Raw genomic sequence first — 24,047 nt, forward strand, 5'->3', positions numbered from 1 at the left:
TATCTAGTTACGATCGACCGCCCAGTATAGAGCATTCTGGTCGACTCTTGTGACAGCGGGGTCCTGCTCCCGCCGTCGCGCCTTAGTTCTATCCTAGGGCTGGACGTGTGCGTTCACAGCCATCGCCGCGCCGATGATGCCGGCTTCGTTGCGCAGTTGCGCTGGCACGACCGGGGTATCGATAGTCAGGTGCGGTCCCCATTTTTCGAATTTGCGCGAGATCCCGCCGCCGACGATAAAAACCTGCGGGTTAAACAGCTTCTCGTAGGTGGCCAGCACCCGGTTGAGGCGTTTGGCCCATTTTTTGAAGCTCAAGTCCTCGCGCTCCTTGGCGGCCGACGATGCCACGTGCTCGGCCTCCTTCCCCTTCACCCGCAGGTGACCCAGCTCGGTGTTGGGGAACAGCCGGCCGTCGAGGAGGAAGGCCGAGCCGATGCCCGTGCCGATGGTCAGGAAGATGGCCGCGCCCTGGCGGGCGACGGGATCGCCGTGGGCGGCTTCGGCGAGGCCGGCGGCGTCGGCATCGTTAAGCACGACGACCTCGCGCCCGCCGAGGTGGTCCCGGAAGAGGGCCTGGGCGTCGACGCCGATCCAGCTGGGGTCGATGTTGGCCGCGGACTGGACGATGCCGTCGCGCACGATGGCCGGCACCGTAATGCCGACGGGCCCGTCCCAGCCGTGGTGGCCCACGACTTCGGCGACGGTTTCGGCTACGGCGGCGGGGGTAGAAGGCTGGGGAGTGGCGATCTTCTGCCGGGCAGAGTGCAGTTGCCCGGATTTAAGGTCCACGATGGCTCCCTTGATCCCGGAACCACCGATGTCAATCCCGTAGGCTAGCGGGGCATTTCCGGCGGTCGAATCCTCACTCGTGTGCATGCCGGAAAGTGTAGCGCATGCAGCCGCGGCCGCAGGGTTTTGAGCGGGGAGGGGGTACCCGGTTTCGTGGGCTCCTACCTGCGAGTGTGACAGCGCGGCGATTGTGCTTTAGTATGCGCGATCGACATAGTTGATTTCCCTGCACAAGTTTGCATAAAAAACCGATTGGAGCGTGCAGTTATGGCAACCGATTACGACGCACCGCGGCGCCGCGTGGAAGACGAATTGGAGACCGATTCTCTGGAGGGGCTGAAGGCCGCCGAGAGCGAGAACAGCGCCATGGACGACGACGGCGAGATCGTCGAACCCTTCGAGCCGCCGACAGTCGATCTGAGCGGCGAGGAGCTCAACGTCACGGTCGTGCCGCGCCAGGACAACGAGTTCACTTGCTCCGTGTGCTTCCTGGTGCAGGACAACAAGCGCCTGTCCTACGAGGAGGACGGCGACAAGGTCTGCATGGACTGCGCCTAACTGCTCTTTATGGGCTTGTGCGCTTTGGGCCGGCAGGCTCTAGGCGCTGCGGAAGCTGCGCAGGGCCTGCTCTGCTTGCTCGGGGACGAAGGCCTCGATGAGGGCGGCGGGGTCCTTGCTGGCGATGAGCCAGTAGGGGGTCGGGTCGTCCGGGTCGTCGAGGACGAACATCGCTAGCTCATCGACCCATTCGTGCGTCGAGAGGAACGCCGCGGGGTCGAGCTGCGGGCCCAGCGCGTTGCGGCGGGCCGACTTGGGCACCGCCAGCGAGCGGGCCACGACATCGCTGGGCAGCTGGGCGTCCTTCACGCTGAGCCAGCGGGTGCCGTCGGGGTCCTTTTCCACGGTGACGACGGTCGAGGACCAGGAGACCAGCACCCACACGGCCACCGCGATGAGCACGATGGCGGCGGTCAGTGGCCAGATGCCCGAGCGGTTGAGCCCGACCGTCGCCGTGGTCACGGCGATGACGATGGCGGCCAGCACCCAGAAATACCAAGGCACCCACTGGCGTTCCTGGTAGATGACCTCGGAATTCGCGCTGGGGTTCAAGTCGTTGCCACTAGTGTCCGCAGGTTTCACGATTAGCTAGTCTATCGCACCGCCCGGGGCACAAGGCAAAGTTGCCGGGCGGGGAAGGTAGGCTGTCGGGCGTGACTAGCACTCCGGATACAAACCTCTCCGTCCAGATCAAACGCCTCGACCCCGAGCTGCCGCTGCCGCACCGCGCCCACCGCGGCGATGCCGGTGCGGACCTCTACGCGGCCGAGAACGTCACCCTCGCCCCGGGCCAGCGCGCGCTGGTGGGCACGGGCATCGCCCTTGCGCTGCCGGTGGGCACCGTCGGGCTGGTGCACCCGCGCTCGGGCCTGGCCGCCAAACAGGGTCTTTCCATTGTCAACACCCCGGGCACCATCGATGCCGACTACCGCGGCGAGATCAAGGTCTGCCTGGTCAACCTCGACCCGGCCACGCCGATTGAGATTACGCGCGGCATGCGGATCGCCCAGCTAGTGATCCAGAAGGTTGAGCTGGCCGAGTTCGTGGAGGTGCCCGAGCTGGACGAAACTGTCCGCGGAGACGGCGGTTACGGTTCGACCGGCGTGTAGGCCCCGCGGCAAGGGGCTACAGTGGAACGGATAGACGTCGATGAGTAAAGGACTTTTCAACCATGGCTTTGTGGCCTTTCGGCAAGAAGAACAAGGACAACCACGCCCCTGAGGCGCCCGCGTCGGAACCGGCGGCGGAGGCCGCGCCGGACAACGCGCCCATCGACCGCCTGGACGACGTGCCGGATACGCCCGGCGATGCCGCGGTAGCCCACGGCTTCCCGGGCGCCGCGGGCATTAGCATCAACGTTGTCGAGCACGACGCGGTCGGCGGGGACACCGGCCCCTTCGACGGCGACAGCCTGAACTACGAGGACTTCGACTTCAGCGACTTCTCCGCCGGCACGCTCGACTTGGGCTCGATGAAGATCGCGCTGCCGAAGGGCTCCCAGGTCCAGGTGGAGATGGGCGAGAAGGGCCCGAAGATGCTCCACATCGTCACCACGGCGGGGCGCATCACCCCGGTGGCTTTCGCCGCGCCGCGCTCGAGCGGGCAGTGGGAGTCCTCGGCCAAGGAGCTCATCCAGGGCATCGAGAACGACGGACTGCCCACCCGCCTGGAGGAAGGCCCCTGGGGCACCGAGATTGTCGGGTCGAACGACAACGGAGAGATCCGCATCATCGGCGTGGAGGGCCCGCGCTGGATGTTGCGCGTGACCTTGGCCGCCCCGAAGGGCAAGTCGGAGGAGCTGGCGCGGATCGGCCGCGAGCTGGTCGCGCGCACCTTCGTCTACCGCGGCGACGAGCCGATCCTGGCCGGCAATGCTCTGCGGGTGGTCATGCCGCCGGCGCTGGTGGAGCAGCTGCAGAAGGCGATGCAGCAGCGCCAGGCCGGCAACAGCAGCGCGGGCAATGCTAATGCGGGCACCGCGGGCAACGCCGGCCAGGACGGTCAGCGCACCGCCGCCGACGAGGAGCGCGAAAAGCAGCTGCGCGAGCAGATGTGGCGCCTGCTGAGCAACGGCAACTCCGCCGGCCCGGACAATGGCAGCGCAGACGGCGCTGATAATGCTGATGGCGCCGACGGCGCTGACGGCGCTGATTCGCAGGACGCCGGCGACGACAACTCCGACCGCTAGCTCGACCCCTAAGAAGGACTCACGTGGCTGACAACAAACCCCTCGAGGACCAGACCCTGCTCGAGCAGATGGGCGGAGTGACCGGGCTGGTGGCGGCGACGCTGCCGGTGGTCGTGCTCATCCCCGTCAACAGCATGTGGGGCTTGGTCCCCGCGCTGCTGGCGGCCATCGGCGTGGCCGTGGCGGTGGCCATCTGGCGCGTGGCGCGCAAGGAATCGCTCCAGCCGGCCATCTCCGGCCTGCTGGGCGTGGCGATCTGCGCGGGCATCGCCTACGCCACCGGCGACGCGAAGGGCTACTTCCTGTACGGGATCTGGGCCTCGCTGGTGCTGTGCATCGCCGCGGTGGTGTCCATCCTGGTGCGCTGGCCGGCGGTGGGCGTTATCTGGAAGGGCATCAACGGCGAGGACATGGCCTGGCGCCAGATCCCCGCCGCGCGGCGCGCCTACGCGCTCGCCACGGCCGGCTGGGCCGTGGTTTTCCTGGCCCGCTTCGTGATCCAAAACGGCATCTACAACGCCGGCGAGACCACCGCGCTGGGCATTACCCGCATCCTCATGGGGTGGCCGCTGACCGGCCTGGTCACCCTCCTGACCATCTTCTTGGTGCGCCGGGCCAACCAGGCCATTGAGGTCGAAGAAGAACAACCACCCCTCGAGAAGAACGGACAACCAGACTAATGGAGACTGCGAACTACCAGGCAGGCGACGATATCCGACTGCGCATCGACCGCATGGCGCACGGCGGGGAGGGGATTGGCCGCGCCGAGGACGGGCGCATCGTCTTCGCCCGGGGTGGCTTCCCGGCGACGAGGTCGTCGTCCGCCTCGACAAGGTCAAAAAATCCATGCTGCGCGGCACCGTTACCGAGGTGGCAACCGCCGGCCCGGTCCGTGTGGATTCGGCCTGCCCGGCCGCCGCGGCGGGGGCGGGCTGCTGCGACTTCGCGGAGGTCGACCCGGCCCAGGAGCTGGGCATCAAGGCCGACGTCCTGCGCGACCAGCTGGCCCGCGTCGGCCACTTGGACGCGCACGGCGACCTGCCGGAGCTCGAGCTGCGCGAGCTGCCCCCGCACCGCGGCTGGCGCACCCGCGTGCGCCTGGGCGTCGACTCCCGCGGCCGGGCCGGTACCCGCAAGCGCGCGTCCAACGACCTGGTCACCGACGTCGCCTGCACGCAGCTGGCGCCGGGTCTGGTGGACGGCATCGTGGGCCCGGGTGCGCGCACGTTCACGCCGGGCGCGGAGGTCATCGCGGTGCTCGATGGCACCGGGGCCCGCCACGTCATCGAGACCCGCAAGGGCCCGCGCGGCAAGCGGGTGGAAAAGATCGAGCAGGTCGTCGAGGGAACCGCCGGCGTCGTCGAGGAGGTAGACGGGCACCGCTTCGAGTTCCCGGCGACCGCGTTCTGGCAGGCCCACTGCGGCGCGCCGGAGGCCTATACCCGTTTGGTTGCTGAGCTGCTGGGCACCGGCAACGGGCCCGCCTGGGACCTTTTCGGCGGCGTCGGCCTCTTCGTGCCGACGCTGAGCGCGGCCACCGGCGGCGCGGAAATCTACTCGGTGGACCTGTCGCCGGCCGCGCGCCCGGATCAGCAGCCCGGCCTGGCCGACTGCGCGGTGCGGGTCAAATCCGCCCGAGTGGAAAAGGTCGTCGGCCAGCTGCCGCCCGCCGATGCCGTCGTCCTGGACCCGCCGCGCGTCGGCGCCGGGGAGCAGGTCGTGGCCCGCATTGCCGATGCCGCCCCGAATCGCGTTGTGCACATCGGCTGCGACCCAGCCGCCCTGTCCCGCGACCTGTCCGCCTGGGTCGAGGCGGGCTACGGCGTCGACCGGATGGTCGTCGTGAACGCTTTCCCCGGCACTCACCACTTCGAGACCCTGGTGCTTTTGACCCCGCGTACGGGCCACGATGTACGGTAGAAAATAAAACTAGCGGGGCACCGCTGCGATTGAAGCAAAATTAAGCAAAGGAGTAGTTGAGCACTCCATGAGAATCATTGATTCGATTGACTCGCCGAAGGATCTCAAAAAGCTCGATGGCGATGAGCTGGAACAGCTTGCTGCGGAGATCCGCCAGCTGCTCATTGAGAAGGTCTCCGCCACCGGCGGCCACCTCGGGCCGAACCTGGGCGTGGTGGAGCTGAGCATCGCTTTGCACTACACGTTCAACTCGCCGCAGGACGCGATGGTCTTTGACACCTCGCACCAGTCTTACGTGCACAAGATGCTCACCGGCCGCGCCGGCGACTTCGACAGCCTGCGGCAAAAAGGCGGGCTGTCCGGCTACACGCGGCGGGCCGAGTCCGAGCACGACTGGACGGAGTCCTCCCACGCCTCGGCGTCAATCTCCGTGGTCGACGGGCTGTCCAAGGCCTTCCGCCTGGCCGGCGAGCCGCACCGCAACGCCATCGCCATCGTGGGCGACGGCGCCCTGACCGGCGGCATGTGCTGGGAGGCGCTCAACAACATCTCAGCGGACAAGGACCGCAACGCCGTCATCGTGGTCAACGACAACGGGCGCAGCTACGCGCCGACCATCGGCGGCCTGTCGGAGAACCTGGGCCGCATCCGCTCCCAGCACGGCTACGACGAGCTGATGGCCCACGGCAAGAAGACCCTAAAGTCGATGGGCTGGGTAGGCGAGCGCGCCTTCGACGCCCTCCACGCTTTCAAGGAGGGCGTCAAGTCCTCGGTCTTGCCCACGGAGATGTTCCCCGAGCTGGGCATGAAGTACATCGGGCCCATCAACGGCCACGACCTCGCGGCGCTCAACCACGCCTTCCGCTACGCCCGCGACTTCGAGGGCCCCATCATCGTCCACGTGGTCACCGAGAAAGGCCACGGTTTTGCCCCGGCGGTCAACGAACCCAAGGACCAGATGCACTCGACCGGCGCCATCGACCCGGTCACCGGCGTGCCGAAGGGCAAGAGCCAGCCCGGGTGGACCGCGGCCTTTTCCGAGGAGCTCATCAAGGCCGCCGAGCGCCGCGACGACATCGTGGCCATCACCGCGGCGATGGCCGGGCCGACCGGCCTGATGCCCTTCGCGGAGCGCTTCCCGGACCGCTTCTACGACGTCGGCATCGCCGAGGCGCACGCGATGGCCTCGGCCTCCGGGCTGGCCCTGGGCGGGCTGCACCCGGTGGTCGCGGTCTACTCGACGTTCCTGAACCGCGGCTTCGACCAGCTGCTCATGGACATCGCCCTGCTGGGGCTGCCGGTGACCGTGGTGCTGGATCGCGCGGGCGTGACCGGCTCGGACGGCGCCAGCCACAACGGCGTCTGGGACATGGCCCTAACCAGCATCGTGCCGGGCATGCGCGTGGCCGCCCCGCGCGATGGCAAGCGCCTGCGCGAGCTGTTCAACGAGTCCCTGGAGATTTCCGACGGGCCCAGCGTGGTGCGCTTCCCGAAGGGCAACCTGCTCGACGACATGGACGCCGTCGACACGCTCGCCGACGGCACGGACGTCATCTACACCAACGTCGGCTCGTCCTCCGGCGCCGCGGCCAGCGATGCCAAGGCACGCCGCGACGTGCTCATCGTCTCGGTGGGTGCGATGTCAGCGCGCAGCATTGCGGCGGCCAAGCTGCTGGCCGAGCAGGGCGTCGGCGTGACGGTCATCGACCCGCGCTGGGTCGCGCCCGTGCCGGAGTCCGTGGTGCGCTTGGCCGCGGACTACGGCCTGGTGGTCACGGTGGAAGACGGCATCATGCGCGGCGGCATCGGCTCGCTGGTGGCCGAAAAGCTCAGCGATGCCCAGGTGGACACCCCGCTGCGCCGCCTCGCGTTCCCGAACTACTTCCCGCTGCACGCCTCCCGCGGGCAGCTGCTGGAAGACGTTGGGCTAGCACCCGAGGGCATCGCCGAGTCCGTCCAGGAGTGGCTCGGCTAGAAGCTGTTGATGCGCCGCGCGATAATCGGCACGGCCCACTCCAGCTGCCACGGGCGTACCCCGTTGGCAATCAGAAAGTCCACCAAGTCGGCCGTGTCAGCTAGGCGGGCCTTGGGGCCGAGCGCGGCCCAGATCGCGGCCCGCAGGGTGGCGGGCTTAATGAGCAAGGAGTCATCGACGGCCAGGTCCTGGCCCAGGTCCGTGAAGTCCTGGCGGGCGGCCTGGTAGAGCTCCCAGAGCTCGGCTGGCCAGGCGGCCTTCCCGGGGACCTCACGGCGGGCGCGCTGGGGGCGCGGCCAGTCGCTGGCCGGCAGGTCGCGGGCGCGCTCGACGACGTCCCACCACAGCTGCGTGGCCGATTTCCGCTTGCGCGGAAAGCCCTTGACGCGGGCCAGCTCGGCGGGTGAATTCGGCAGCGTGCGCGCGACATCGATGAGCACCTTGTTGCCCAGCACGCGCGGCGGGGCGATGTCGCGGTGGGCGCTTAACGCGTCGCGCTTAATCCACAGGGCCTTGGCCACGGCCAGCTGCTCGCCGCGCCGCAGGGTGCTTAGGCCCTTGAGGTCGCGCCAGGTGCCGGGCTCCGGGGCGGTGGTCCCGGCGTGCTCGGCGACCAGCGCGTCGAACTCCTGCAGCGCCCAGTCCAGCTTTTCCTCCTCGGCCAGCACGTCCTTTAGGGTCTCGGCCAGGGGGAGGAGGAATTCGACGTCGAGGGCGGCATACGCCAGCCAGTCCTGCGGCAGGGGCCGGGTGGACCAGTCCACGTAGCCGTGGGCCTTTTCCAGCTCGACGCCCAGGATCTCATCGACCATGTGGCCCAGGTTGGGGTGCTCGAAGCCGGCCATGCGGGCGGCGACCTCGGTATCAAAGAGGGATCCCGGCTTCAGCCCCAGCCAGGCCAGGCAGGGCAGGTCCGTCTTGGCGGCGTGCAGGACCCAGGGCTGGCCGTTGATGGCGCCGCCGACGTGGTCCTGGACGGCGGCGTCGTTGCCCTCCGGGTCGATGAGTACGGTGCCGGCGCCGGCGCGGTGGAGCTGGAGCAGGAAGGCGCGGTCGTTGTAGCGGTAGGCGCCGGCGCGCTCCGTGTCGACGGCCAGCGTCCCCGTCCCGCCGGCTAGGCGCGCTGCGGCGGCGGCGATCTCCTGCGGGGTACTGGCGACCGGCGGGATGCCCTGCGCCGGTACTCGTCTAAGCTCGCTCATGCTATGCCAGGCTACCCGCGCGCTGGCTTATCCGCGCCCCAACTGGGTAACGCCCTCCGGGGGCAGGCCGGCCACGTTCGCCAGCACGGCGGCAAAGGCCTCCACGTGCGGGCCCAGTTCCAGGTCCTCGGCCGTCCAGGACGCGCGCATCTCGAGCTGGTAGGCGCGCGGCGGGCCGCCGATCTCGCCGTAGCGCACCGAGGCGGTCGAGGTGACGGTGCCGCCCAAATTCGTGTGGCGGGCGGCGCAGTCGGCCATGCCCTCGGTCAGCCACTCCCAGGCCACGTCCGGTAGGAGGGGATCGCCGGCGACGTCCGGGTCCATGTCGGCCTGGATATAGGCGACCAGGCGCATGGGCCCGTCCCAGGCTTCCTCGGCGCCGGGATCGTGGAGGAGGATGAGGCGGCCGAAGGCGTCGCCGCTGCTGTCGGTGGGGATGGAGTCGGCATCGTCCGCGCCGCGGTCGACCTCGAGCCCGATGGCGTGGCTGTACGGGGCGAGCCGCTGCGGCGGGCGAATGGATCCTAGGGAAATCTCGGGGCGCAAGCGGGCCTGGTGCATGGACTCCACGGCGCGGTTAAAGGTGGCCGGCGTGGTGGTCTCGCCGTCGGCGGGGGCATCGTTAGCGGCCGCGGAGGTGCTGTGCGGCTGGGAAGTCTCGGAAATGCTCACAATCAATCAAGCTATATTTTCGCCGGCGCCACTGGTGGGAGGCGCGCCGTGCCCCCAGTTGGCCAAGTATCCAACTAATGGTGGATACTGGAGGGGTCATGTCCTAGTCAGACTCGTACGTCCTTTGAAAGGGGATTGTCCATGGCGAAGCTCGATTTTAAGAAGCTCAACGAAGTCCAGCAGTACTCCCAGCACGCGGTTTTCCGTGCCATCCCGGGAGCCTTGGGGACCGAGCGCGACGACATCATCGCCCAGGCCCAGGACTTCTTCGCCCGCCTGGCGGAGGAAGGCAAGGTCACCGTCCGCGGCATCTACGACCTGTCCGGCATGCGCGATAGCGCCGACTTCATGATCTGGTGGCACGCCGAGGAATTCGAGGACCTGCAGCGCGCCTTCGCGGACTTCCGCCGCACCACGGTGCTGGGCCAGGTCACGGAGGTGACCTGGGTGGGCAACGCCCTGCACCGCCCGGCGGAGTTCAACAAGTCGCACCTGCCGTCGTTCATCATGGGCGAGGAGCCGGGCGACTGGATCGCCGTCTACCCGTTCGTGCGTTCCTACGACTGGTACATCATGGACGAGGAAAAGCGCCGAAAGATCCTGGTTGAGCACGGCATGGCCGCGCACGACTACGCCGACGTGCGCGCCAACACGGTGCCGGCCTTCGCGCTGGGCGACTACGAGTGGATCCTGGCCTTCGAAGCCCCGAGCCTCGACCGGATCGTCGACCTGATGTACGTCATGCGCTACACCGAGGCCCGCAACCACGTGCGGGAGGAAATCCCGTTCCACACCGGGCGCCGGGTTTCTGACGTGGCAGAACTCATCCAGGTCCTGCCTTAAGCCTTAAGCGCTGCTAGACCTCGCGCTCGTCGAGGTCCAGGCAGATGGAGTTAATGCAGTAACGCAGGTCGGTGGGGGTGTCGTAGCCCTCGCCGGCGAAGACGTGGCCGAGGTGCGAGTGGCAGTTGGCGCACAGCACCTCGGTGCGCACCATGCCGAGCGAGCGGTCCTCGCGCTCGATGACCGTGTCGGTGTCCTTGGGGGAGTAGAAGGACGGCCACCCGCAGTGGGAGGCGAATTTCTCGGTGGAGCGGAAAAGCTCGGCGCCGCAGGCGCGGCAGGAGTACACGCCCTCGGTGGTGGTGTCGGTGTACTTGCCGACGTGCGGCGGCTCGGTCCCGCCCTGGCGCAGGACGTAGTATTCCTCGTCGCTTAAGCGCTTTTTCCAGTCGGCGTCGGCGATGAGCTTGAAATCAGTGGGCTGGTTGGTCATGCCGCCCAGTGTAACCGGCGCCGCGGCGCTGGCCTAGGTACCAGCCGGTCACGCTGGCCGCGCAGGCCACGATAAGCAGGAACCACCCGGCGGTGCCCAGGAAGAAATTCGCCCAGCGCCCCGCGTCCGGCCAGTGGGTGGAGGTCCAGGTGATAGGCAGCAGGAAGCAGGCCGCGGCGGCCCAGGCCAACCATGAATGAAAAACGCTGCGCGGCAGCACCGCGGTGAACATCAGCGGGAACAGCCACATCGAGTAGTACTGCTGGCCCAGCGAGGACAGGAAGAAGATGCCGACCAGCAGCACACCGGTGGTCGTCAGCGCCCACAGGACCGGGTCCGTGTTCCGCCAGCGCAGAAGCAGCACGACGGCGACGGCCACCAGTACCGCCGCCAGCACCCAGACGGGGTAGTAGGCCCAGCCGGGCAGGTCGAAATAGGCGCGCAGGCCGTCCCAGGAGGAGTTGGCGTAGTCGCGGGTGGCGCCCAGGTAGGGCACTAGCCGGCGCAGGTAGTCCCCGGCGTCCGGGATGACTGGCCAGGCCACCACGTTCAGGCCCACCGGCACCGCAATACCTGCGGCCACGGTCGACCAGCGGGCCTTGACCAGCGGCAGGACCAGCAGCGGGGCGAACTGCGGCTTGACGGTAATGGCCAGGCCCAGCACGATGCCCGCCCACAGCCCCGAGCCCGCGTCCCAGCCTGCCCGGTCAGCCCGGCCGGCCCGGACGGTCCGGCCGCCCACGCCGCGCAGGCCCAAAGCCAAAAACCCGCTGAGTGCCAGCAGTAGTAGGCCGTTGATGTTGGCGAAGGTCAGCGTGTTGGTGACGGCCTCGGTGGCAAAGGCTAAGGCGATGCTTACCGGCCATAGCGGGCTGCTAAGGCGGTGGCCCACCAGGTGGGTTAGCAACGCCAGCGCGGCGATAATCGCCGCGGCGTTGACCAGGATGAAAAGCCCCCGGGCCAGGGTGAAATTCTCCACCATCCCCAGCGGGTAGAGCAGCAGCGTGGCGCCCGGGTTGTAGAGGTAGAGCGGGTCTACGTGGTGGTAGGCCTGCTCGTAGACGGCCTGCCCGTCCAGGGCGCGCCGCACGGCGTAGTAGACGGTGCTGAAGTCATCGGTGGGCGCGCCGTTGAAGGCGCGGACTAGCACGGTGTTGAGCACCAACAGGATGGCCAGCGGCCAGGCGGCCAGGTTGAGGCCGGCGGGCAGCTGGGTGGGGCGGCCGGGGGCGAGCGCGGTGCGGGCGGTCCACGCGGAAGACAGGAAACTGGTACTCACGGCCAGCCAGTTTACGGCCTCGGCGCGCGGCGGTACCGCAGAAACACGGTGCCGTCGGCATCGGGGGCGCAATTGTCCAGGGTTAGGCGGGTGGTGCGGGGCGAGGTGGCATCGTCGGCGCGGACGACGGGGGTCTCCACCGCCGAGGTGACCGTGGGGTCAATGGTCAGGTAGAAGGCGTCGATGGCGTCGGCGGCCACGAACTGGGACAACAGGCCCGGCCCGCCCTCGCAGACGATGCGCCGGTAGCCCCTGGCCCGCAGGCAGGCCAGGATGTCGGCGGGGCTCGCCGTCCCGGCGTCGAGGACCTCCGCGCCCTGGGCCTTAAGCCGGCGGGTGCGCTTGCGTACCTCGGCCTGGGTGAGTGCGGCGTGCGGGACTAGTAGCAGCGGGGCGGTGGTGAAGTCGGTGAAGAAGCGGGAGCCCGGATCCATGTCGCCGCTGCCGGTGACGACCGCAATTGGGGCCGGAGCCCCTGACTCGGAGGTCGCGCCGCCGTAGTCCTCGGCGCGCACGGTGGACGCGCCCACCACGATGACCTCGGCCCAGTCGCGCAGCCCCTGCAGCAGCTGCACGTCGGTGTCATTGCCCAAGGAGCCGGACGTCCCGGCCGCCGATGCCGAACCCGTCACCGTAGCCACCATCACCGCCCGGACCTCGGGGCGGTCGGGGCCTACTAAAGCGTTGATATCCATGGCCACCATCCTAGGGTGCGGATACAAAAAGAGCGCCTCCCCATCCGAAGGGGAGACGCTTAATAAGTGGTGGTCCCAGCTGGGATCGAACCAGCGACCTTTCCGGTGTGAACGGAACGCTCTTCCACTGAGCCATGGGACCGTGCTGGGCTAAAATCTAGCACGGTGCCCCGTGATTCGACGAATCCCCAGCAAAACGGCGGTCCCGGCGGGGTAGCGGTGGCCCGGATACCGGGGTGCGGGGTGTGGGGATGACAGCGGTGTCATTTAGCCTGCGCCACACCCCGCCGCGAAGAGCCCAAGAACTGGCCTGTGAGCGGGCGATTTGTAAACCGGGGCCGGTTCAGGATAATGTTTTTACTCGCACCGCACAGAAAGCTTCGGCTGGAGACGGTGCATGCGGATGTAGCGCAGTTGGTAGCGCATCACCTTGCCAAGGTGAGGGTCGCGAGTTCGAGTCTCGTCATCCGCTCCACGCTTTCTTTTTAAAGAAGGTGTTAATCCCGCGCGATTAGCTCAGTGGGAGAGCGCTTCCCTGACACGGAAGAGGTCACTGGTTCAATCCCAGTATCGCGCACCACGGGTTTACCAACCTCGTTGGGAAGTCCGGAAACCGGATGTGGTTTCGAAAATGCGGATGTAGCGCAGTTGGTAGCGCATCACCTTGCCAAGGTGAGGGTCGCGAGTTCGAGTCTCGTCATCCGCTCCAGCACAGTTTCAATTTGTATACTTGTGTGAGGCGGCATACGCCACGGTGGAATGGCCGAGTGGTGAGGCAACGGTCTGCAAAACCGTGCACACGGGTTCGATTCCCGTTTCCACCTCCAGTTAGCGTGGCCACCGGCGACGCCTGCGCGATTAGCTCAGCGGGAGAGCGCTTCCCTGACACGGAAGAGGTCACTGGTTCAATCCCAGTATCGCGCACCACGGGTGTCCCAACCTCGTTGGGAAGTCCGGAAACCGGGCCTGGTTTCAAATTTGCGGATGTAGCGCAGTTGGTAGCGCATCACCTTGCCAAGGTGAGGGTCGCGAGTTCGAGTCTCGTCATCCGCTCCACTTTTCACGCCGTCCCCGCTGGGGGCGGCGTTTTGTATGTTGGCGCTCGGGTGGGGGACAATCGGGGGCACCAGTTATGACAGTGAGATCTGCGCCATTGTTGGGAACTACTTCCAGCAATGGGGCGACTAGTTGGATACGCGTCGCGCAGCGCGGCGGAAAGCCCGCGGTGTGTGCCGCTGCGACCTTGGAACGACCAGGCGAGTCCTCGCCGTAAGGAGCAGTACATGTTTTCATTTTCCCCGCGCACCGCAGGCGCCGCGGTGGCAGCCGGGGCCTTGGGCCTGTCCGCATGGGCAGCGCCGGTAGCCCTGGCTCACGATGCCGTCATCGGCGGCACCGTCACCGAAGGTCAGGTCCTTGACGAATTCCCCGAGACCATCACCCTGGAATTCTCCGGAATCCCGCGGGAGGGTTTCAACAACTTCGCCGTGACCAACGAGGAGACCGGGGACGTACTGTTTTCCGCCGAGCCGGAGCTAGACGAGCGCAACCTGACCATCGAGACCCCGGACGACGTCGATCCGGGCCCCGGTGACTACCAGGTCGGCTTCCAGATCACCTCCTCGGACGGGCACGCCACCCGCGGGGGAGTCAGCTTCACGGTGGCCGGCGACGACGACTCCAGCGTCGCCGTCGACGGGTCCGCCGTCCCGTCCCCGGATGAGGAGGTCGGCGGCGCCGATGGCCCGCTGAAGTGGATCCTCGCCGTCGGCGGCGTGCTGGTGCTGGCCGCCGTCGTCGTGCTGGTTCTGGCCAAGCGTCGCCCCATTGATGAACAGTAAACAAAGGAATCTGTCATGAAATACACCCGTCTTGTTGTCTCCGCAGTCGCTGCCTCGGCATTGACCCTGGCGGCCTGCTCCCCGAGCGATGAACCCTCGGACCAGACCGACACGCAGACCACCACCACCACCGCCGAGTCGGAGCAGGCCGCCGACGCCGACGTCAGCTTCGAGGGTGGCGTCGTGCGCGCGATGGCCGAGGACTCCGACATGACCGCCATCTTCGGAACCCTGGTCAACCACACCGATACCGACCTGCAGGTCGAGTCATTTAGCACCAGCATCGACGCGGAGATGACCCAGCTGCACGAGACCGTCGACGGCCAAATGTCCGAGATGACCGAACCGCTGACCATTCCGGCCGGCGGCGAGGCCACCCTGGAGCCGGGCGGAAACCACCTCATGCTCATGGGGGTCAAGGAGCCGGTGATGGCCGGCGAGTCCGTGGCGATTACGCTGCACCTGACCGACGGCAAGACCATCGACCTGGGCGAGGTGCCGGTGCGCAGCATCGGCGCCGGCGACGAGGACTACGGCGACCTGGGCTCCACCGATCACGCCAACCACGGCGATCCGGGTGACCACGCCGCGGACACCGACCACGGCGACCACAGCGATCACAGCGACCACGCCGAGCATAACGAGCACGGTGACCACGCCGAGCACGGCGAGCACGCCGGCCACAGCGGGCACTAGGGGAAGGTAAGCGAGAGCCATGACGGGACTTAATCGCCGGCATTTCCTGCAGGGCGCGGGCGCGGTGGGGGCGGCATCGTTCGCCTTGAGTGCCTGCGGCCAGGCGGAAGAAAAGGACGCGATTGAGCAGGCTAGCCAGTCCGAGCCGCTAGCGGAGGCGATTGTCGCCTTCGACGGCGAGCACCAGGCGGGCGTGGACACGGACATGCAGGCCCACCTGAACTTGGTGGGCTTTGACCTGAAGCCGGGCATCGGCAAGCGGGGCTTTCGCAACCTGATGAGCCTGTGGACGGAGGACGCCCGGGCGCTGTGCACGGGCGAGACACCGCTGGGCTCCCTGGAGCCGGAGATGGTGGACGTGCCCGCCAACCTCACCATCACTTGCGGCTGGGGCGAGCCGGTCTTCGACAAGCTCGGCGCCGCCGACCGGAAGCCGGAGTGGCTGCGGGACATCAAGCCCTTCGCGCGGGACCAGCTCAGTGACAAGTGGGGCCAGACCGACGTCGTGCTGCAGATCTGCTGCGACGACGCGGTGATGGCCTCGCACGCCATGCGGCACATGATTCGCGCCGGCACCGACTACGCCAAGGTCACCTGGCTGCAGCAAGGCTTTGCCAACTCCTTTGGCTCCCTGCCCCACGGGGCGACCCACCGCAACCTGTTCGGACAGCTCGACGGCACGGTCAACCCGCGCGGCGAGGAGGAATACGATCAGCAGGTGTGGATTGATGAGGGCCCCGACTGGGCCCAGGGTGGTACCTGCATGGTGGTGCGCCGCATCCGCATGAACCTGGATACTTGGGAGAAGCTGGACCGCGCCACGCGGGAGAACTCCGTCGGCCGCAAGCTGTCCAACGGCGCGCCGCTGACGGGGCAGGAGGAGCTGGACGAGGCGGACTATTCGGCCACCGACAAGTATGGCCTGCCGGTCATCGACCCGAATTCCCACATGGCCCGGGCCCGGCCGCCGGCCGACCACCCCGAGCAGAAGCTCAAGCGGCGCCCGTACAGCTACGACCTGATGCCCGATTACGCCGACTCGCAGGAAGAAGACCTCACCCAGCTGTCTAACGCGGGCCTGGTTTTCATCTGCTTCCAGAAGGACCCGACGCGCCAGTTCGAGCCCATCCAGGCCCGCCTGGACGAGGCCGATCACCTCAACACGTGGATTAGCCATATCGGCTCCGCGGTCTATTTCGTCCCGCCCGGGACCAGCGCCGGCGGCACGGGTTCGGCCTTTTGGGGATCCGCACTGCTGGACGCGGTAAGATAAGCTCCGGAATAATAAACCGCGGGCCGCGGCCAGGTATGCTGCTGCCCGCATGAGCGCAAAGGAGCGCACCAAATGGCGGAAGCTATTCCTGCAGTCCCCGTGAACTACGAGCCCTTCGTCTGCCCGGCCGGCACTGCCGTCGGGGCCGCAATGCGCGAGCTGGACCTGCCGAACAAGGGCCCGGAGGCCGTCGTGGTGGTCCGGGATGCCGAGGGCAACCTCAAGGACCTGTCCCATGTTCCGGAGACCGAACAGACCTTCACCCCCGTCGCCGCCAGCGAGGAAGAGGGCCGCGCGGTGGTCCGCCATTCCTGCGCCCACGTGCTGGCCCAGGCCGTCCAGGCGGAGTTCCCCGGCACCAAGCTGGGCATCGGCCCGGCCATTGAGAACGGCTTCTACTACGACTTCCAGACCGAACAGCCCTTCACCCCGGAGGACCTCAAGGCCATCGAGAAGCGCATGAAGAAGATCATCAAGACGGGTCAGCGCTTTGTCCGCGGGGTCTACGAGAGCCCGGAGCAGGCCGCCGAGGCGCTCGCCGACGAGCCCTTCAAGCTGGAGCTCATCCAGGACAAGGGCAACGTCGACCCGGATTCGGACGAGGCCGCCGAGGTCGGCGCCGGCGACCTGACCTTCTACGACAACGTCAACCCGCGCACCAACGAGGTCGAGTGGTTCGACCTGTGCCGCGGCCCGCACCTGCCGACCACGAAGTACATCCCGGCGTTCGCGTTGACCCGCTCCTCGGCCGCCTACTGGCGCGGCGATCAGTCCAAGGCTGGCCTGCAGCGCATCTATGGCACCGCCTTCGAGTCCAAGGAGGCCCTGGAGGCCTACCAGACGCTGATGGCCGAGGCCGAAAAGCGCGACCACCGCCGCCTGGGCGCAGAGCTGGACCTGTTCAGTTTCCCGGACGAAATCGGCTCCGGCTTCCCGGTCTTCCACCCGAACGGCGGCATCGTGCGCATGGAGATGGAAAACCACTCCCGGCGCCGCCACTTGGCGGACGGCTACTCCTTCGTCAACACCCCGCACATCACCAAGGGCGACCTGTTCAAGAAGTCCGGCCACCTGGACTTCTACGCGGACGGTATGTTCCCGCCCATGCAGCTGGACGGCGAGTACGACGCGGAGGGCAACTGCACCAAGCAGCCGCAGGACTACTACGCCAAGCCGATGAACTGCCCGTTCCACAACCTGATCTTCGCCTCCCGCGGGCGCTCCTACCGCGAGCTGCCGCTGCGCCTGTTCGAGTTCGGTACGGTCTACCGCTACGAGAAGTCCGGCGTGGTCCACGGCCTGACCCGTGCGCGCGGCTTCACGCAGGACGATGCCCACATCTACTGCACCGAGGACCAGCTCGAGGACGAGCTGACCAAGGTGCTGGAGTTCATCATCTCCCTGCTGCAGGACTACGGCCTGGACGACTTCTACCTGGAGCTGTCCACCAAGGACCCGAACAAGTTCGTCGGCTCGGACGAGATCTGGGAGCGCTCCACCAGCATCCTGGAGCGCGTGGCCACCAACTCCGGCCTCGAGCTGGTCCCGGATCCGGCGGGCGCGGCCTTCTATGGCCCGAAGATTTCGGTGCAGGCGCGCGACGCCATCGGCCGTACCTGGCAGATGTCCACCGTGCAGCTGGACTTCAACCTGCCGGAGCGCTTCGAGCTGGAATACACCGCCCCGGACGGCTCCAAGCAGCGCCCGATCATGATTCACCGCGCGCTGTTTGGCTCCATCGAGCGCTTCTTCGGCGTCCTGCTGGAGCACTACGCCGGCGCCTTCCCGGCTTGGCTAGCGCCGCAGCAGGTCATCGGCATCCCGGTGGCGGACGAGTTCGTCTCCTACCTGGAGGACGTCACCGCCAAGCTGCGCTCCCGCGGCATCCGCGCTGAGGTGGACACCTCGGACGACCGCATGCAGAAGAAGATCCGCAACCACACCACGGGCAAGGTCCCGTTCATGCTGCTGGCCGGCGGCCGCGACGTCGAGGCCGGGGCGGTCTCTTTCCGCTTCCTCGACGGTTCCCAGGTCAACGGCGTGCCGGTGGATGAGGCCGTCGATCTCATCGACAAGTGGGTGACCCAGCGGGTCAACGATCAGCCGAGCGAGGGCAACCTCCGTGGCTAGTGGCCAAAACGCGGAATCCGAACGGCCCGACCCCGGCGTCTATGTCGACTCCGGGGCGGGGGAGCCCGACCGCCTCGAGCGGCTCTGGGCCCCGTACCGCATGGCCTATATCCAGAAGCGGTCGACGGACCCGTTCGTCGAAGCCCCCCAAGGCAGCGACGAGGACGGGCTCATCATCGCGCGCGGGCGGGAGGTCTACGCGCTGCTGAACCTCTTCCCCTACAACGCGGGCCACCTCATGGTGGTGCCTTACCGCAAGGAATCCCAGCTGGAAAACCTCACCGAGTCCGAGACCGCGGAGATGATGGCCTTTGTGAAAAAGGCAATTCGCGTCCTCAAGCGGGTGTCGCGGCCGGAGGCCGTCAACGTGGGGCTTAACCTAGGTAAGGCTTCCGGTGGCTCGGTGGGAGACCACCTGCACATGCATGTCGTGCCGCGGTGGCCGGGAGATAGCAATTTTATGACTATCCTGGATGGGGTTAAAGTACTGCCGCAGCTGTTGCAGGAGACGCGCCGTCTCTTGGCCGCGGCGTGGCGGGACATAGACGAGGAGGATTCGCGTGCTTAGTGTGCACGGCAGGAAACCAGCCGCGGTGGTGGTGGAGCCGGTAGCCAAAGCGGCTCTGAAGGTCGGGTTGACCCCGAACGCAGTGACCGCGGTCGGCGCCATCGTGACCATCGCCATTTCGGTGCTGTTGATCCCCTCCGGGCACCTGGTCTGGGCGGCGGTGCTGTCCGGGCTTTTCGCCGCCTTCGACATGATCGACGGGACCATGGCCCGGATCCGCGGCGGGGGCACGCCCTTTGGCGCGACGCTGGACGCCTCCTGTGACCGCGTGACCGACGGCGCGCTGTTTGCCGCCATTATCTGGTACCTGGTCTATACCGTCGACGCGCACCCGTCCACCGTGGCCGCCGGCCTCATCGTGCTGGTTTCCTCGCAGGTCATCTCCTATGTTAAGGCCCGCGGCGAGGCCTCCGGGCTGCGCATGGTCGGCGGGCTGATTGAGCGGCCCGAGCGGCTCATCATCGGCCTGGTCGGCGTGGGGCTAGAAGGCTTCGGCGTGCCCAACGCGCTGGCGATTTCCCTATGGATCCTGGCCATCGGCTCGATTTTCACCATCTACCAGCGGCTTATCATGGCCATGAAGCAGGACAAGGTAGCCGACCAAGCGTAACTTTAAGGGGCAGCGATGGCGCGGTTTTTCTCTCGCGATATTGATTTCTCGGCGCTCGGGTATCTGGCCGGCTGGCGGGTAGTCCGCTGGCTGCCGGATGCGTGGGCTACCTGGCTGTTTGACCGGATTGCGGACGTGGCCTGCGACCACGGGCGCGGCATGGACCAGCTGCGCCGCAACCTGGCCCGCGTCGTGGGCGCCGACAACGTCACGCGCGAGCTGGTGCGCGCCTCCCTGCGCTCCTATATGCGCTACTGGAAGGAAGCCTTCCGGCTGCCGGCCATCCACGACGACCCCGGCCTGCACGCGCGCCTCCAGCGCGACCTGGTCGGCCGCGAACACCTAGAAGACAGCCTGGCGCGCGGGCGCGGCGTCATCCTGGCGCTGCCGCACTCGGGCAACTGGGACATGGCCGGTGTTTGCCTGGTGGCCATGCACGGCCAGTTCACCACCGTGGCCGAGCGCCTGCGGCCTGAGGTGCTTTTCGATGCCTTCGTGGACTACCGCGAGTCCCTAGGCTTCGAGGTCCTGCCGCTCACGGGTGGGGCCGAGCCACCCTTTGGCAGGCTCAAGGAAGTCTTGGAGGCAGGGGGCGTCGTGTGCCTGTTGGCCGAGCGCGACCTGTCGCGCACGGGCGTGCCGGTGGAGTTTTTCGGGGAGACGACGAACATGGCCGCCGGCCCGGCGCTGCTGGCCGCCCAGACGGGCGCGCGCCTGCACGTGGTGCACCCCTGGTTCACCGAGGACGGCTGGGGCCTGTCCTGCGCGCCGGCGCTGGAGGTGACCGACGTGGCGGAGACGACCCAACGCATGGCCGACGGTTTCGCGGCCAATATCGCCGCGCACCCGGCCGACTGGCACATGCTGCAGCCGCAGTGGAACGTCGACGTCGAGCGGCGGCGGGCCGACCGTGCCCGCCGCGCCGAGGGCGAGAAGGACGGGAGGTAAGCCCCTATGCGGATTGGCATCGTCTGCCCCTATTCCTTCGACGAACCCGGCGGGGTTCAAGCGCACATCCTTGACCTAGCGACGGTCTACCTGGAGCAGGGACACTACGTGCGCGTCATCGGTCCCGCGGCCGAGGAGACCGAGCTGCCGTATTTCGTGGTCAAGGGAGGCCGGTCGGTGCCGATCGCCTATAACGGCTCCGTGGCCCGCCTGGCCATCGGCCCGCAGGTCTTTCGCCGGCTGCGCCAGTTCATCTCCGAAGGCGACTTCGACGTGCTGCACATCCACGAGCCGAACTCACCGAGCTATTCGATGGTGGCGCTCTACCTGGCCACCGGGCCCATCGTGGCGACCTACCATGCCTCGGCGGCGAATTCGACGATCCTGACCCTGGCCAAGCCCATCCTGGCGCCGATGCTGGAGAAGGTCCGCGGCGGGATCGCGGTCTCCGAGATGGCGCGACGCTGGCAGGTCGAGCAGCTCGGCGGCGACCCGGTGCTCATCCCCAACGGGGTGGACACGTCCGTCTACGCGCGCTCCCGTCAGGCGCAGGAGGACGCGCAGCGGGCCGATCCGCGCCCGGAGATCGTCTTTTTGGGCCGGCTGGACGAGCCGCGCAAGGGCCTGGACATCCTCTTAGAGGCCCTGCCCGAGGTCCACCGCGAGGTGCGGGTGACCGTGATGGGCGGGGGACGCGCCCGCGAGGTCGACGGGGTGGACTTCGTCGGCCGCGTTTCGGACGCGGAGAAGGCCGAGATCCTGGGCCGGGCGGATATCTACGTCGCGCCGAATACCGGCGGCGAGTCCTTCGGCATCGTGCTGGTGGAGGCCATGGCGGCCGGCTGCGCGGTCGTCGCCAGTGACCTCGAGGCCTTCGCGGCCGTCTGCGACGTCGAATCCGCGGAGCCGGCCGGCCTGCTCTTTGCCAACGGCGACGCCCAAGCGCTGGCCCGGCAGCTCAACCACGTGCTGGACAACCCCGAGTTGCGCGACAGGCTCACCGCCGCCGGTACCCGTCGGGCGCTAACCTATGACTGGGACCATGTGGCCGCCCAGGTGATGGCGGTCTACGAGACCGTGCAGGACGGATCGAAAGTGCAGGTGAAGTAGATGGGTACCGCCTTGCTCGTGGTAGTCGCCGTGGTGGTGACCGGGGTGATGCTCTGGGCCTATTTCACGGCCCAGAGGCTGAACACCCTGCACATCCGCACGGACGCGGCGCTGGCCCAGCTGCAGGCGGCGCTGGATAGGCGCGCGGCGGTGGCGGCGGCGCTCGAGCCCCGGCTGGCCGAGGCCAGCGCGCAGGCCGAGGCGACCGCCCTGGTGCCGGGCCAGTTTACCCAGCGCAGCGACCTCGAGCACCGCCTGGGCGAGGAGATCCGCCGCGTGTGCGAGCCGCCGCCGGCGCAGCTGGTCGACGCCGAGGTGCGCGTCCAGTTGGCCCACCGCTTCTACAACGAGGCCGTGGCGGATACCCGCGCGCTACGCCTGCGCCCCCTCGTGCGCACCTTCCGGCTGGGCGGTACCGCCCGGCTGCCCGAGTTCTTCGATCTGACGGCCTTCTAGCACCTGGGCGCGCAGCTCGAGGACCCACCACGCCACGGCGAGCACGAACATGACGACCACCAAGCCGTTTCTCACCATCAGCGCGGCCACGGGGGCCAGCTGCTCGCCCACGAAATTCCAGAGGTAGTCATAGCCGAAGGGGTAGATGAAGGTCCCCAGGCCCGCGCAGATGACAGTCACAACCCCCAGGGTTGCCACCAGCTTGCGGCGCGCACTTCCCGGCGCCGTCGTGCGCAGGGCGACCGCGACGAGCGGGCCGAACCAGATGATGTACTGCGGGGAGAAGACCTTGTTGGTCACGATAAGGCCCAGCACGATGACGGCGGCCCAGGCGATGGTGGTCTGCGGGCTCCAGCCGCCCCAGATGAAGCGGTAGAGCGCCCACAGCAGCGCGAAGGCGATGATAATGCCCATGGCCCAGGTGGTTGCCTGCACCGCGCCGTCGGTGCCCGCGCCGGCGATCTCGAAGGACTTCGACGGCGCCATGCCGATGTCGTAATTCCCCGGGTGCCGGTAGGCGTCCCACATGAAGGGCGTGGCCGCGATGGACTCGATCTGCAGGCTGCGCACGTTCTGGTAATCCAGGGGGCTGGTCAGGCGCTCCCAGCCGCCCGCGAGCAGCGTGACGCCGGCGAAGGCTACCAGGGAGACCGTGAAGGTCAGCACCCGCAGCCAGGCGCGGGCGCTGGAAAAGCGCCCGACCAGGCCAGCGGCGAGCACGCCCGGCCACAGTTTCATCGCGCAGGCGAGCGCGATGAGGCCGGAGGATAGCGCCGGCCAGCGGTGGATGACAAGGGCCGCGAAGCCGACCGCGAGCCCGGGGAAGATGTCCAGGCGCATGAGGAAGACGTGGCCGGCGGCCAGCCCGAACAGCACCCAGAACCAGGCCGCGGCAAAGGCGGTCGGGCGCTTGTCGTGCCGGTGGAGGAGGGCGGCCAGGAAGGTGGCGTCGCAGGCCAGGCAGACTAGGGCGAAGACGAACATGAAGGCCATGATCTCGCTGCCGCCCAGCCAGGCGGCCAGGTAGGTCGGCCAGGTCCCGGCGTGCGGGTATTCGGTCATATCCTGCGGGTTCGAGCCGAAGATCGCCGCGTGGTAGTAGAAAAGATCGCCCCGCGGCTCGTGGTTGAGCTTGATGAGCAAAGCCAAGCACAGGCGCGCGAGCACCCAGCCGGCCCACACGGCCGGGACGCGGCGGAGGCCACCGCCTGCCCGCAGAAGCTTAGTCATTATTCAAAAGTCTTTTCATCATCACAACATAGATCACAACACGGTCAGAAACTGGCGCCTAAAGCGCCGCGAGGGGCCCGCCGAAGATCCGGCTCAGCTGCGCGGAGGATCCGACGAGCTTAGGAGCCGCGGAGGATTCCTTCGACATCGACCGGCGGCCCCAGCGCCACGAGGACTCCAAATACGATAGCAATAACCACTACCGCCAACAGGATAGAGCGCAGGGGGTGGCGCACCGCCTGCGCCAACAGGGCATCGGCGGGCCCGGCGGGGGTAGCCTGGCTGTCGGTGTCGCGGTAGCGCCACCCGCCGGACACCAGGCCGCGGCGTGCGGTCCACAGCGCGAAGGGCAGGGCGGCGAAAGGGATGACGGAAACGGCCAGGCCTAGGATGCCGATCCCCACCGGCCAGCGGTTGTTGATCCAAATCAGGCAGGTCATTACCGCAAAGCTCAAGAACCCGAAGCCGTGGATGCTGCCGGCGACGGGGACGACGGCCTCGGTGACACCGGAGTATTTCAGGGCCATACCCACCAGCAGGAGGGTCCAGGTCAACATCTCGAGCACAGCGGCGGACAGGTGTAGTTTCTGGGGAGTCATTGCCCGACCATCTTACGGAGGCTCGCGCCACC

The 24,047-nt window shown here is 67.5% G+C and carries 24 protein-coding genes, 7 tRNA genes and 1 pseudogene; 22 read left to right on the forward strand and 10 right to left on the reverse strand.

Annotation, left to right across the window (positions count from 1 at the left end; translation table 11 throughout):
* Positions 1-93: 93 nt before the first annotated feature.
* On the reverse strand, positions 94-876 hold the full coding sequence (gene ppgK / locus QQS53_RS08885) for a polyphosphate--glucose phosphotransferase (protein ID WP_472775497.1): 783 nt from the start codon (positions 874-876) through the stop codon (positions 94-96).
* A 180-nt stretch (positions 877-1,056) separates the two neighbouring features.
* Between ppgK and QQS53_RS08890 the strand changes: the two genes are divergently transcribed.
* Positions 1,057-1,347, forward strand: a complete 291-nt coding sequence (locus QQS53_RS08890; RefSeq protein WP_296206586.1) for a DUF4193 domain-containing protein — start codon at positions 1,057-1,059, stop codon at positions 1,345-1,347.
* Between the two features lie 39 nt (positions 1,348-1,386).
* Here the strand turns inward: QQS53_RS08890 and QQS53_RS08895 are convergent, their stop codons facing one another.
* Positions 1,387-1,932: a DUF3093 domain-containing protein gene (locus tag QQS53_RS08895; protein ID WP_472775684.1), complete on the reverse strand. Its 546-nt coding sequence runs from the start codon at positions 1,930-1,932 to the stop codon at positions 1,387-1,389.
* A gap of 68 nt (positions 1,933-2,000) precedes the next feature.
* Here QQS53_RS08895 and dut point away from each other — a divergent pair, with 68 nt between their 5' ends.
* From dut to dxs, 5 genes and pseudogenes are all read left to right on the forward strand, one after another.
* Positions 2,001-2,456, forward strand: coding sequence for a dUTP diphosphatase (dut, locus tag QQS53_RS08900; RefSeq protein ID WP_472775498.1), 456 nt, complete (start codon positions 2,001-2,003; stop codon positions 2,454-2,456).
* Between the two features lie 62 nt (positions 2,457-2,518).
* Positions 2,519-3,535, forward strand: a complete 1,017-nt coding sequence (locus QQS53_RS08905) for a DUF3710 domain-containing protein (RefSeq protein ID WP_472775499.1) — start codon at positions 2,519-2,521, stop codon at positions 3,533-3,535.
* Positions 3,536-3,603: 68 nt separating this feature from the next.
* Positions 3,604-4,215: a DUF3159 domain-containing protein gene (locus QQS53_RS08910; protein ID WP_472775685.1), complete on the forward strand. Its 612-nt coding sequence runs from the start codon at positions 3,604-3,606 to the stop codon at positions 4,213-4,215.
* Positions 4,215-5,455 (forward strand): annotated as a pseudogene (locus QQS53_RS08915) (class I SAM-dependent RNA methyltransferase). Before QQS53_RS08910 ends, QQS53_RS08915 begins: the two are co-directional and overlap by 1 nt.
* A 67-nt stretch (positions 5,456-5,522) precedes the next feature.
* On the forward strand, positions 5,523-7,430 hold the full coding sequence (gene dxs, locus QQS53_RS08920) for a 1-deoxy-D-xylulose-5-phosphate synthase (RefSeq protein ID WP_472775500.1): 1,908 nt from the start codon (positions 5,523-5,525) through the stop codon (positions 7,428-7,430).
* Here dxs and QQS53_RS08925 read toward each other — a convergent pair.
* Together QQS53_RS08925 and QQS53_RS08930 are read right to left on the reverse strand one after the other, a co-directional pair.
* A complete protein-coding gene (locus QQS53_RS08925; protein ID WP_472775501.1) occupies positions 7,427-8,632 on the reverse strand; it encodes an HRDC domain-containing protein in 1,206 nt (401 codons plus the stop codon). The genes dxs and QQS53_RS08925 overlap by 4 nt on opposite strands.
* A gap of 27 nt (positions 8,633-8,659) precedes the next feature.
* A complete protein-coding gene (locus QQS53_RS08930; protein ID WP_472775502.1) occupies positions 8,660-9,304 on the reverse strand; it encodes a DUF3000 domain-containing protein in 645 nt (214 codons plus the stop codon).
* Positions 9,305-9,445: 141 nt separating this feature from the next.
* Here QQS53_RS08930 and hemQ point away from each other — a divergent pair, with 141 nt between their 5' ends.
* On the forward strand, positions 9,446-10,147 hold the full coding sequence (gene hemQ / locus QQS53_RS08935; RefSeq protein WP_472775503.1) for a hydrogen peroxide-dependent heme synthase: 702 nt from the start codon (positions 9,446-9,448) through the stop codon (positions 10,145-10,147).
* 13 nt (positions 10,148-10,160) lie between these two features.
* Here hemQ and msrB read toward each other — a convergent pair whose 3' ends face one another.
* From msrB to QQS53_RS08955, 4 genes are all read right to left on the reverse strand, one after another.
* Positions 10,161-10,580, reverse strand: coding sequence for a peptide-methionine (R)-S-oxide reductase MsrB (gene msrB, locus QQS53_RS08940; RefSeq protein WP_472775504.1), 420 nt, complete (start codon positions 10,578-10,580; stop codon positions 10,161-10,163).
* Positions 10,561-11,859, reverse strand: a complete 1,299-nt coding sequence (locus tag QQS53_RS08945; protein WP_472775505.1) for a glycosyltransferase family 87 protein — start codon at positions 11,857-11,859, stop codon at positions 10,561-10,563. Before QQS53_RS08945 ends, msrB begins: the two co-directional genes overlap by 20 nt.
* Positions 11,860-11,870: 11 nt before the next feature.
* A complete protein-coding gene (locus QQS53_RS08950) occupies positions 11,871-12,554 on the reverse strand; it encodes a pyrimidine reductase family protein (RefSeq protein ID WP_472775506.1) in 684 nt (227 codons plus the stop codon).
* Between the two features lie 67 nt (positions 12,555-12,621).
* A tRNA-Val gene (locus tag QQS53_RS08955) sits at positions 12,622-12,696 on the reverse strand.
* Positions 12,697-12,953: 257 nt separating this feature from the next.
* On the opposite strand from QQS53_RS08955, the gene QQS53_RS08960 reads away from it, so the two are divergent.
* From QQS53_RS08960 to QQS53_RS09030, 15 genes are all read left to right on the forward strand, one after another.
* Positions 12,954-13,029 (forward strand) — tRNA-Gly (locus QQS53_RS08960).
* 30 nt (positions 13,030-13,059) lie between these two features.
* Positions 13,060-13,134 (forward strand) — tRNA-Val (locus tag QQS53_RS08965).
* 53 nt (positions 13,135-13,187) lie between these two features.
* Positions 13,188-13,263, forward strand: a tRNA-Gly gene (locus tag QQS53_RS08970).
* Positions 13,264-13,307: 44 nt separating this feature from the next.
* A tRNA-Cys gene (locus tag QQS53_RS08975) sits at positions 13,308-13,381 on the forward strand.
* A gap of 25 nt (positions 13,382-13,406) precedes the next feature.
* Positions 13,407-13,481 (forward strand) — tRNA-Val (locus tag QQS53_RS08980).
* 53 nt (positions 13,482-13,534) lie between these two features.
* A tRNA-Gly gene (locus QQS53_RS08985) sits at positions 13,535-13,610 on the forward strand.
* 227 nt (positions 13,611-13,837) lie between these two features.
* Positions 13,838-14,395, forward strand: a complete 558-nt coding sequence (locus tag QQS53_RS08990) for a copper resistance CopC family protein (protein WP_472775507.1) — start codon at positions 13,838-13,840, stop codon at positions 14,393-14,395.
* Positions 14,396-14,410: 15 nt separating this feature from the next.
* Complete coding sequence (locus QQS53_RS08995; RefSeq protein ID WP_472775508.1) at positions 14,411-15,091, forward strand: copper chaperone PCu(A)C; 681 nt, start codon at positions 14,411-14,413, stop codon at positions 15,089-15,091.
* A 19-nt stretch (positions 15,092-15,110) separates the two neighbouring features.
* A complete protein-coding gene (locus QQS53_RS09000) occupies positions 15,111-16,364 on the forward strand; it encodes a Dyp-type peroxidase (protein ID WP_472775509.1) in 1,254 nt (417 codons plus the stop codon).
* Between the two features lie 72 nt (positions 16,365-16,436).
* The gene (thrS, locus tag QQS53_RS09005; RefSeq protein WP_472775510.1) at positions 16,437-18,494 is read left to right on the forward strand and encodes a threonine--tRNA ligase; all 2,058 of its coding nucleotides are present in this window, start codon (positions 16,437-16,439) and stop codon (positions 18,492-18,494) included.
* Positions 18,487-19,062, forward strand: a complete 576-nt coding sequence (locus QQS53_RS09010; protein WP_472775511.1) for an HIT family protein — start codon at positions 18,487-18,489, stop codon at positions 19,060-19,062. Before thrS ends, QQS53_RS09010 begins: the two co-directional genes overlap by 8 nt.
* Positions 19,055-19,672, forward strand: coding sequence for a phosphatidylinositol phosphate synthase (gene pgsA, locus QQS53_RS09015; RefSeq protein WP_472775512.1), 618 nt, complete (start codon positions 19,055-19,057; stop codon positions 19,670-19,672). Before QQS53_RS09010 ends, pgsA begins: the two co-directional genes overlap by 8 nt.
* Before the next feature lie 15 nt (positions 19,673-19,687).
* Entirely contained in the window at positions 19,688-20,620 is a 933-nt protein-coding gene (locus tag QQS53_RS09020) for a phosphatidylinositol mannoside acyltransferase (protein ID WP_472775513.1), read from the forward strand.
* A gap of 6 nt (positions 20,621-20,626) precedes the next feature.
* Complete coding sequence (locus QQS53_RS09025) at positions 20,627-21,730, forward strand: glycosyltransferase family 4 protein (RefSeq protein ID WP_472775514.1); 1,104 nt, start codon at positions 20,627-20,629, stop codon at positions 21,728-21,730.
* Positions 21,731-22,186, forward strand: coding sequence for a hypothetical protein (locus tag QQS53_RS09030; RefSeq protein WP_472775515.1), 456 nt, complete (start codon positions 21,731-21,733; stop codon positions 22,184-22,186).
* Here the strand turns inward: QQS53_RS09030 and QQS53_RS09035 are convergent.
* Positions 22,103-23,416 (reverse strand): DUF2029 domain-containing protein, encoded by a 1,314-nt coding sequence (locus QQS53_RS09035; protein ID WP_472775516.1) that lies wholly within the window; start codon positions 23,414-23,416, stop codon positions 22,103-22,105. The genes QQS53_RS09030 and QQS53_RS09035 overlap by 84 nt on opposite strands.
* Before the next feature lie 119 nt (positions 23,417-23,535).
* Entirely contained in the window at positions 23,536-24,015 is a 480-nt protein-coding gene (locus tag QQS53_RS09040) for a DUF3817 domain-containing protein (RefSeq protein WP_472775517.1), read from the reverse strand.
* Positions 24,016-24,047: the final 32 nt, after the last annotated feature.

The sequence above is a fragment of the Corynebacterium sp. 2571A genome, from assembly GCF_055700935.1.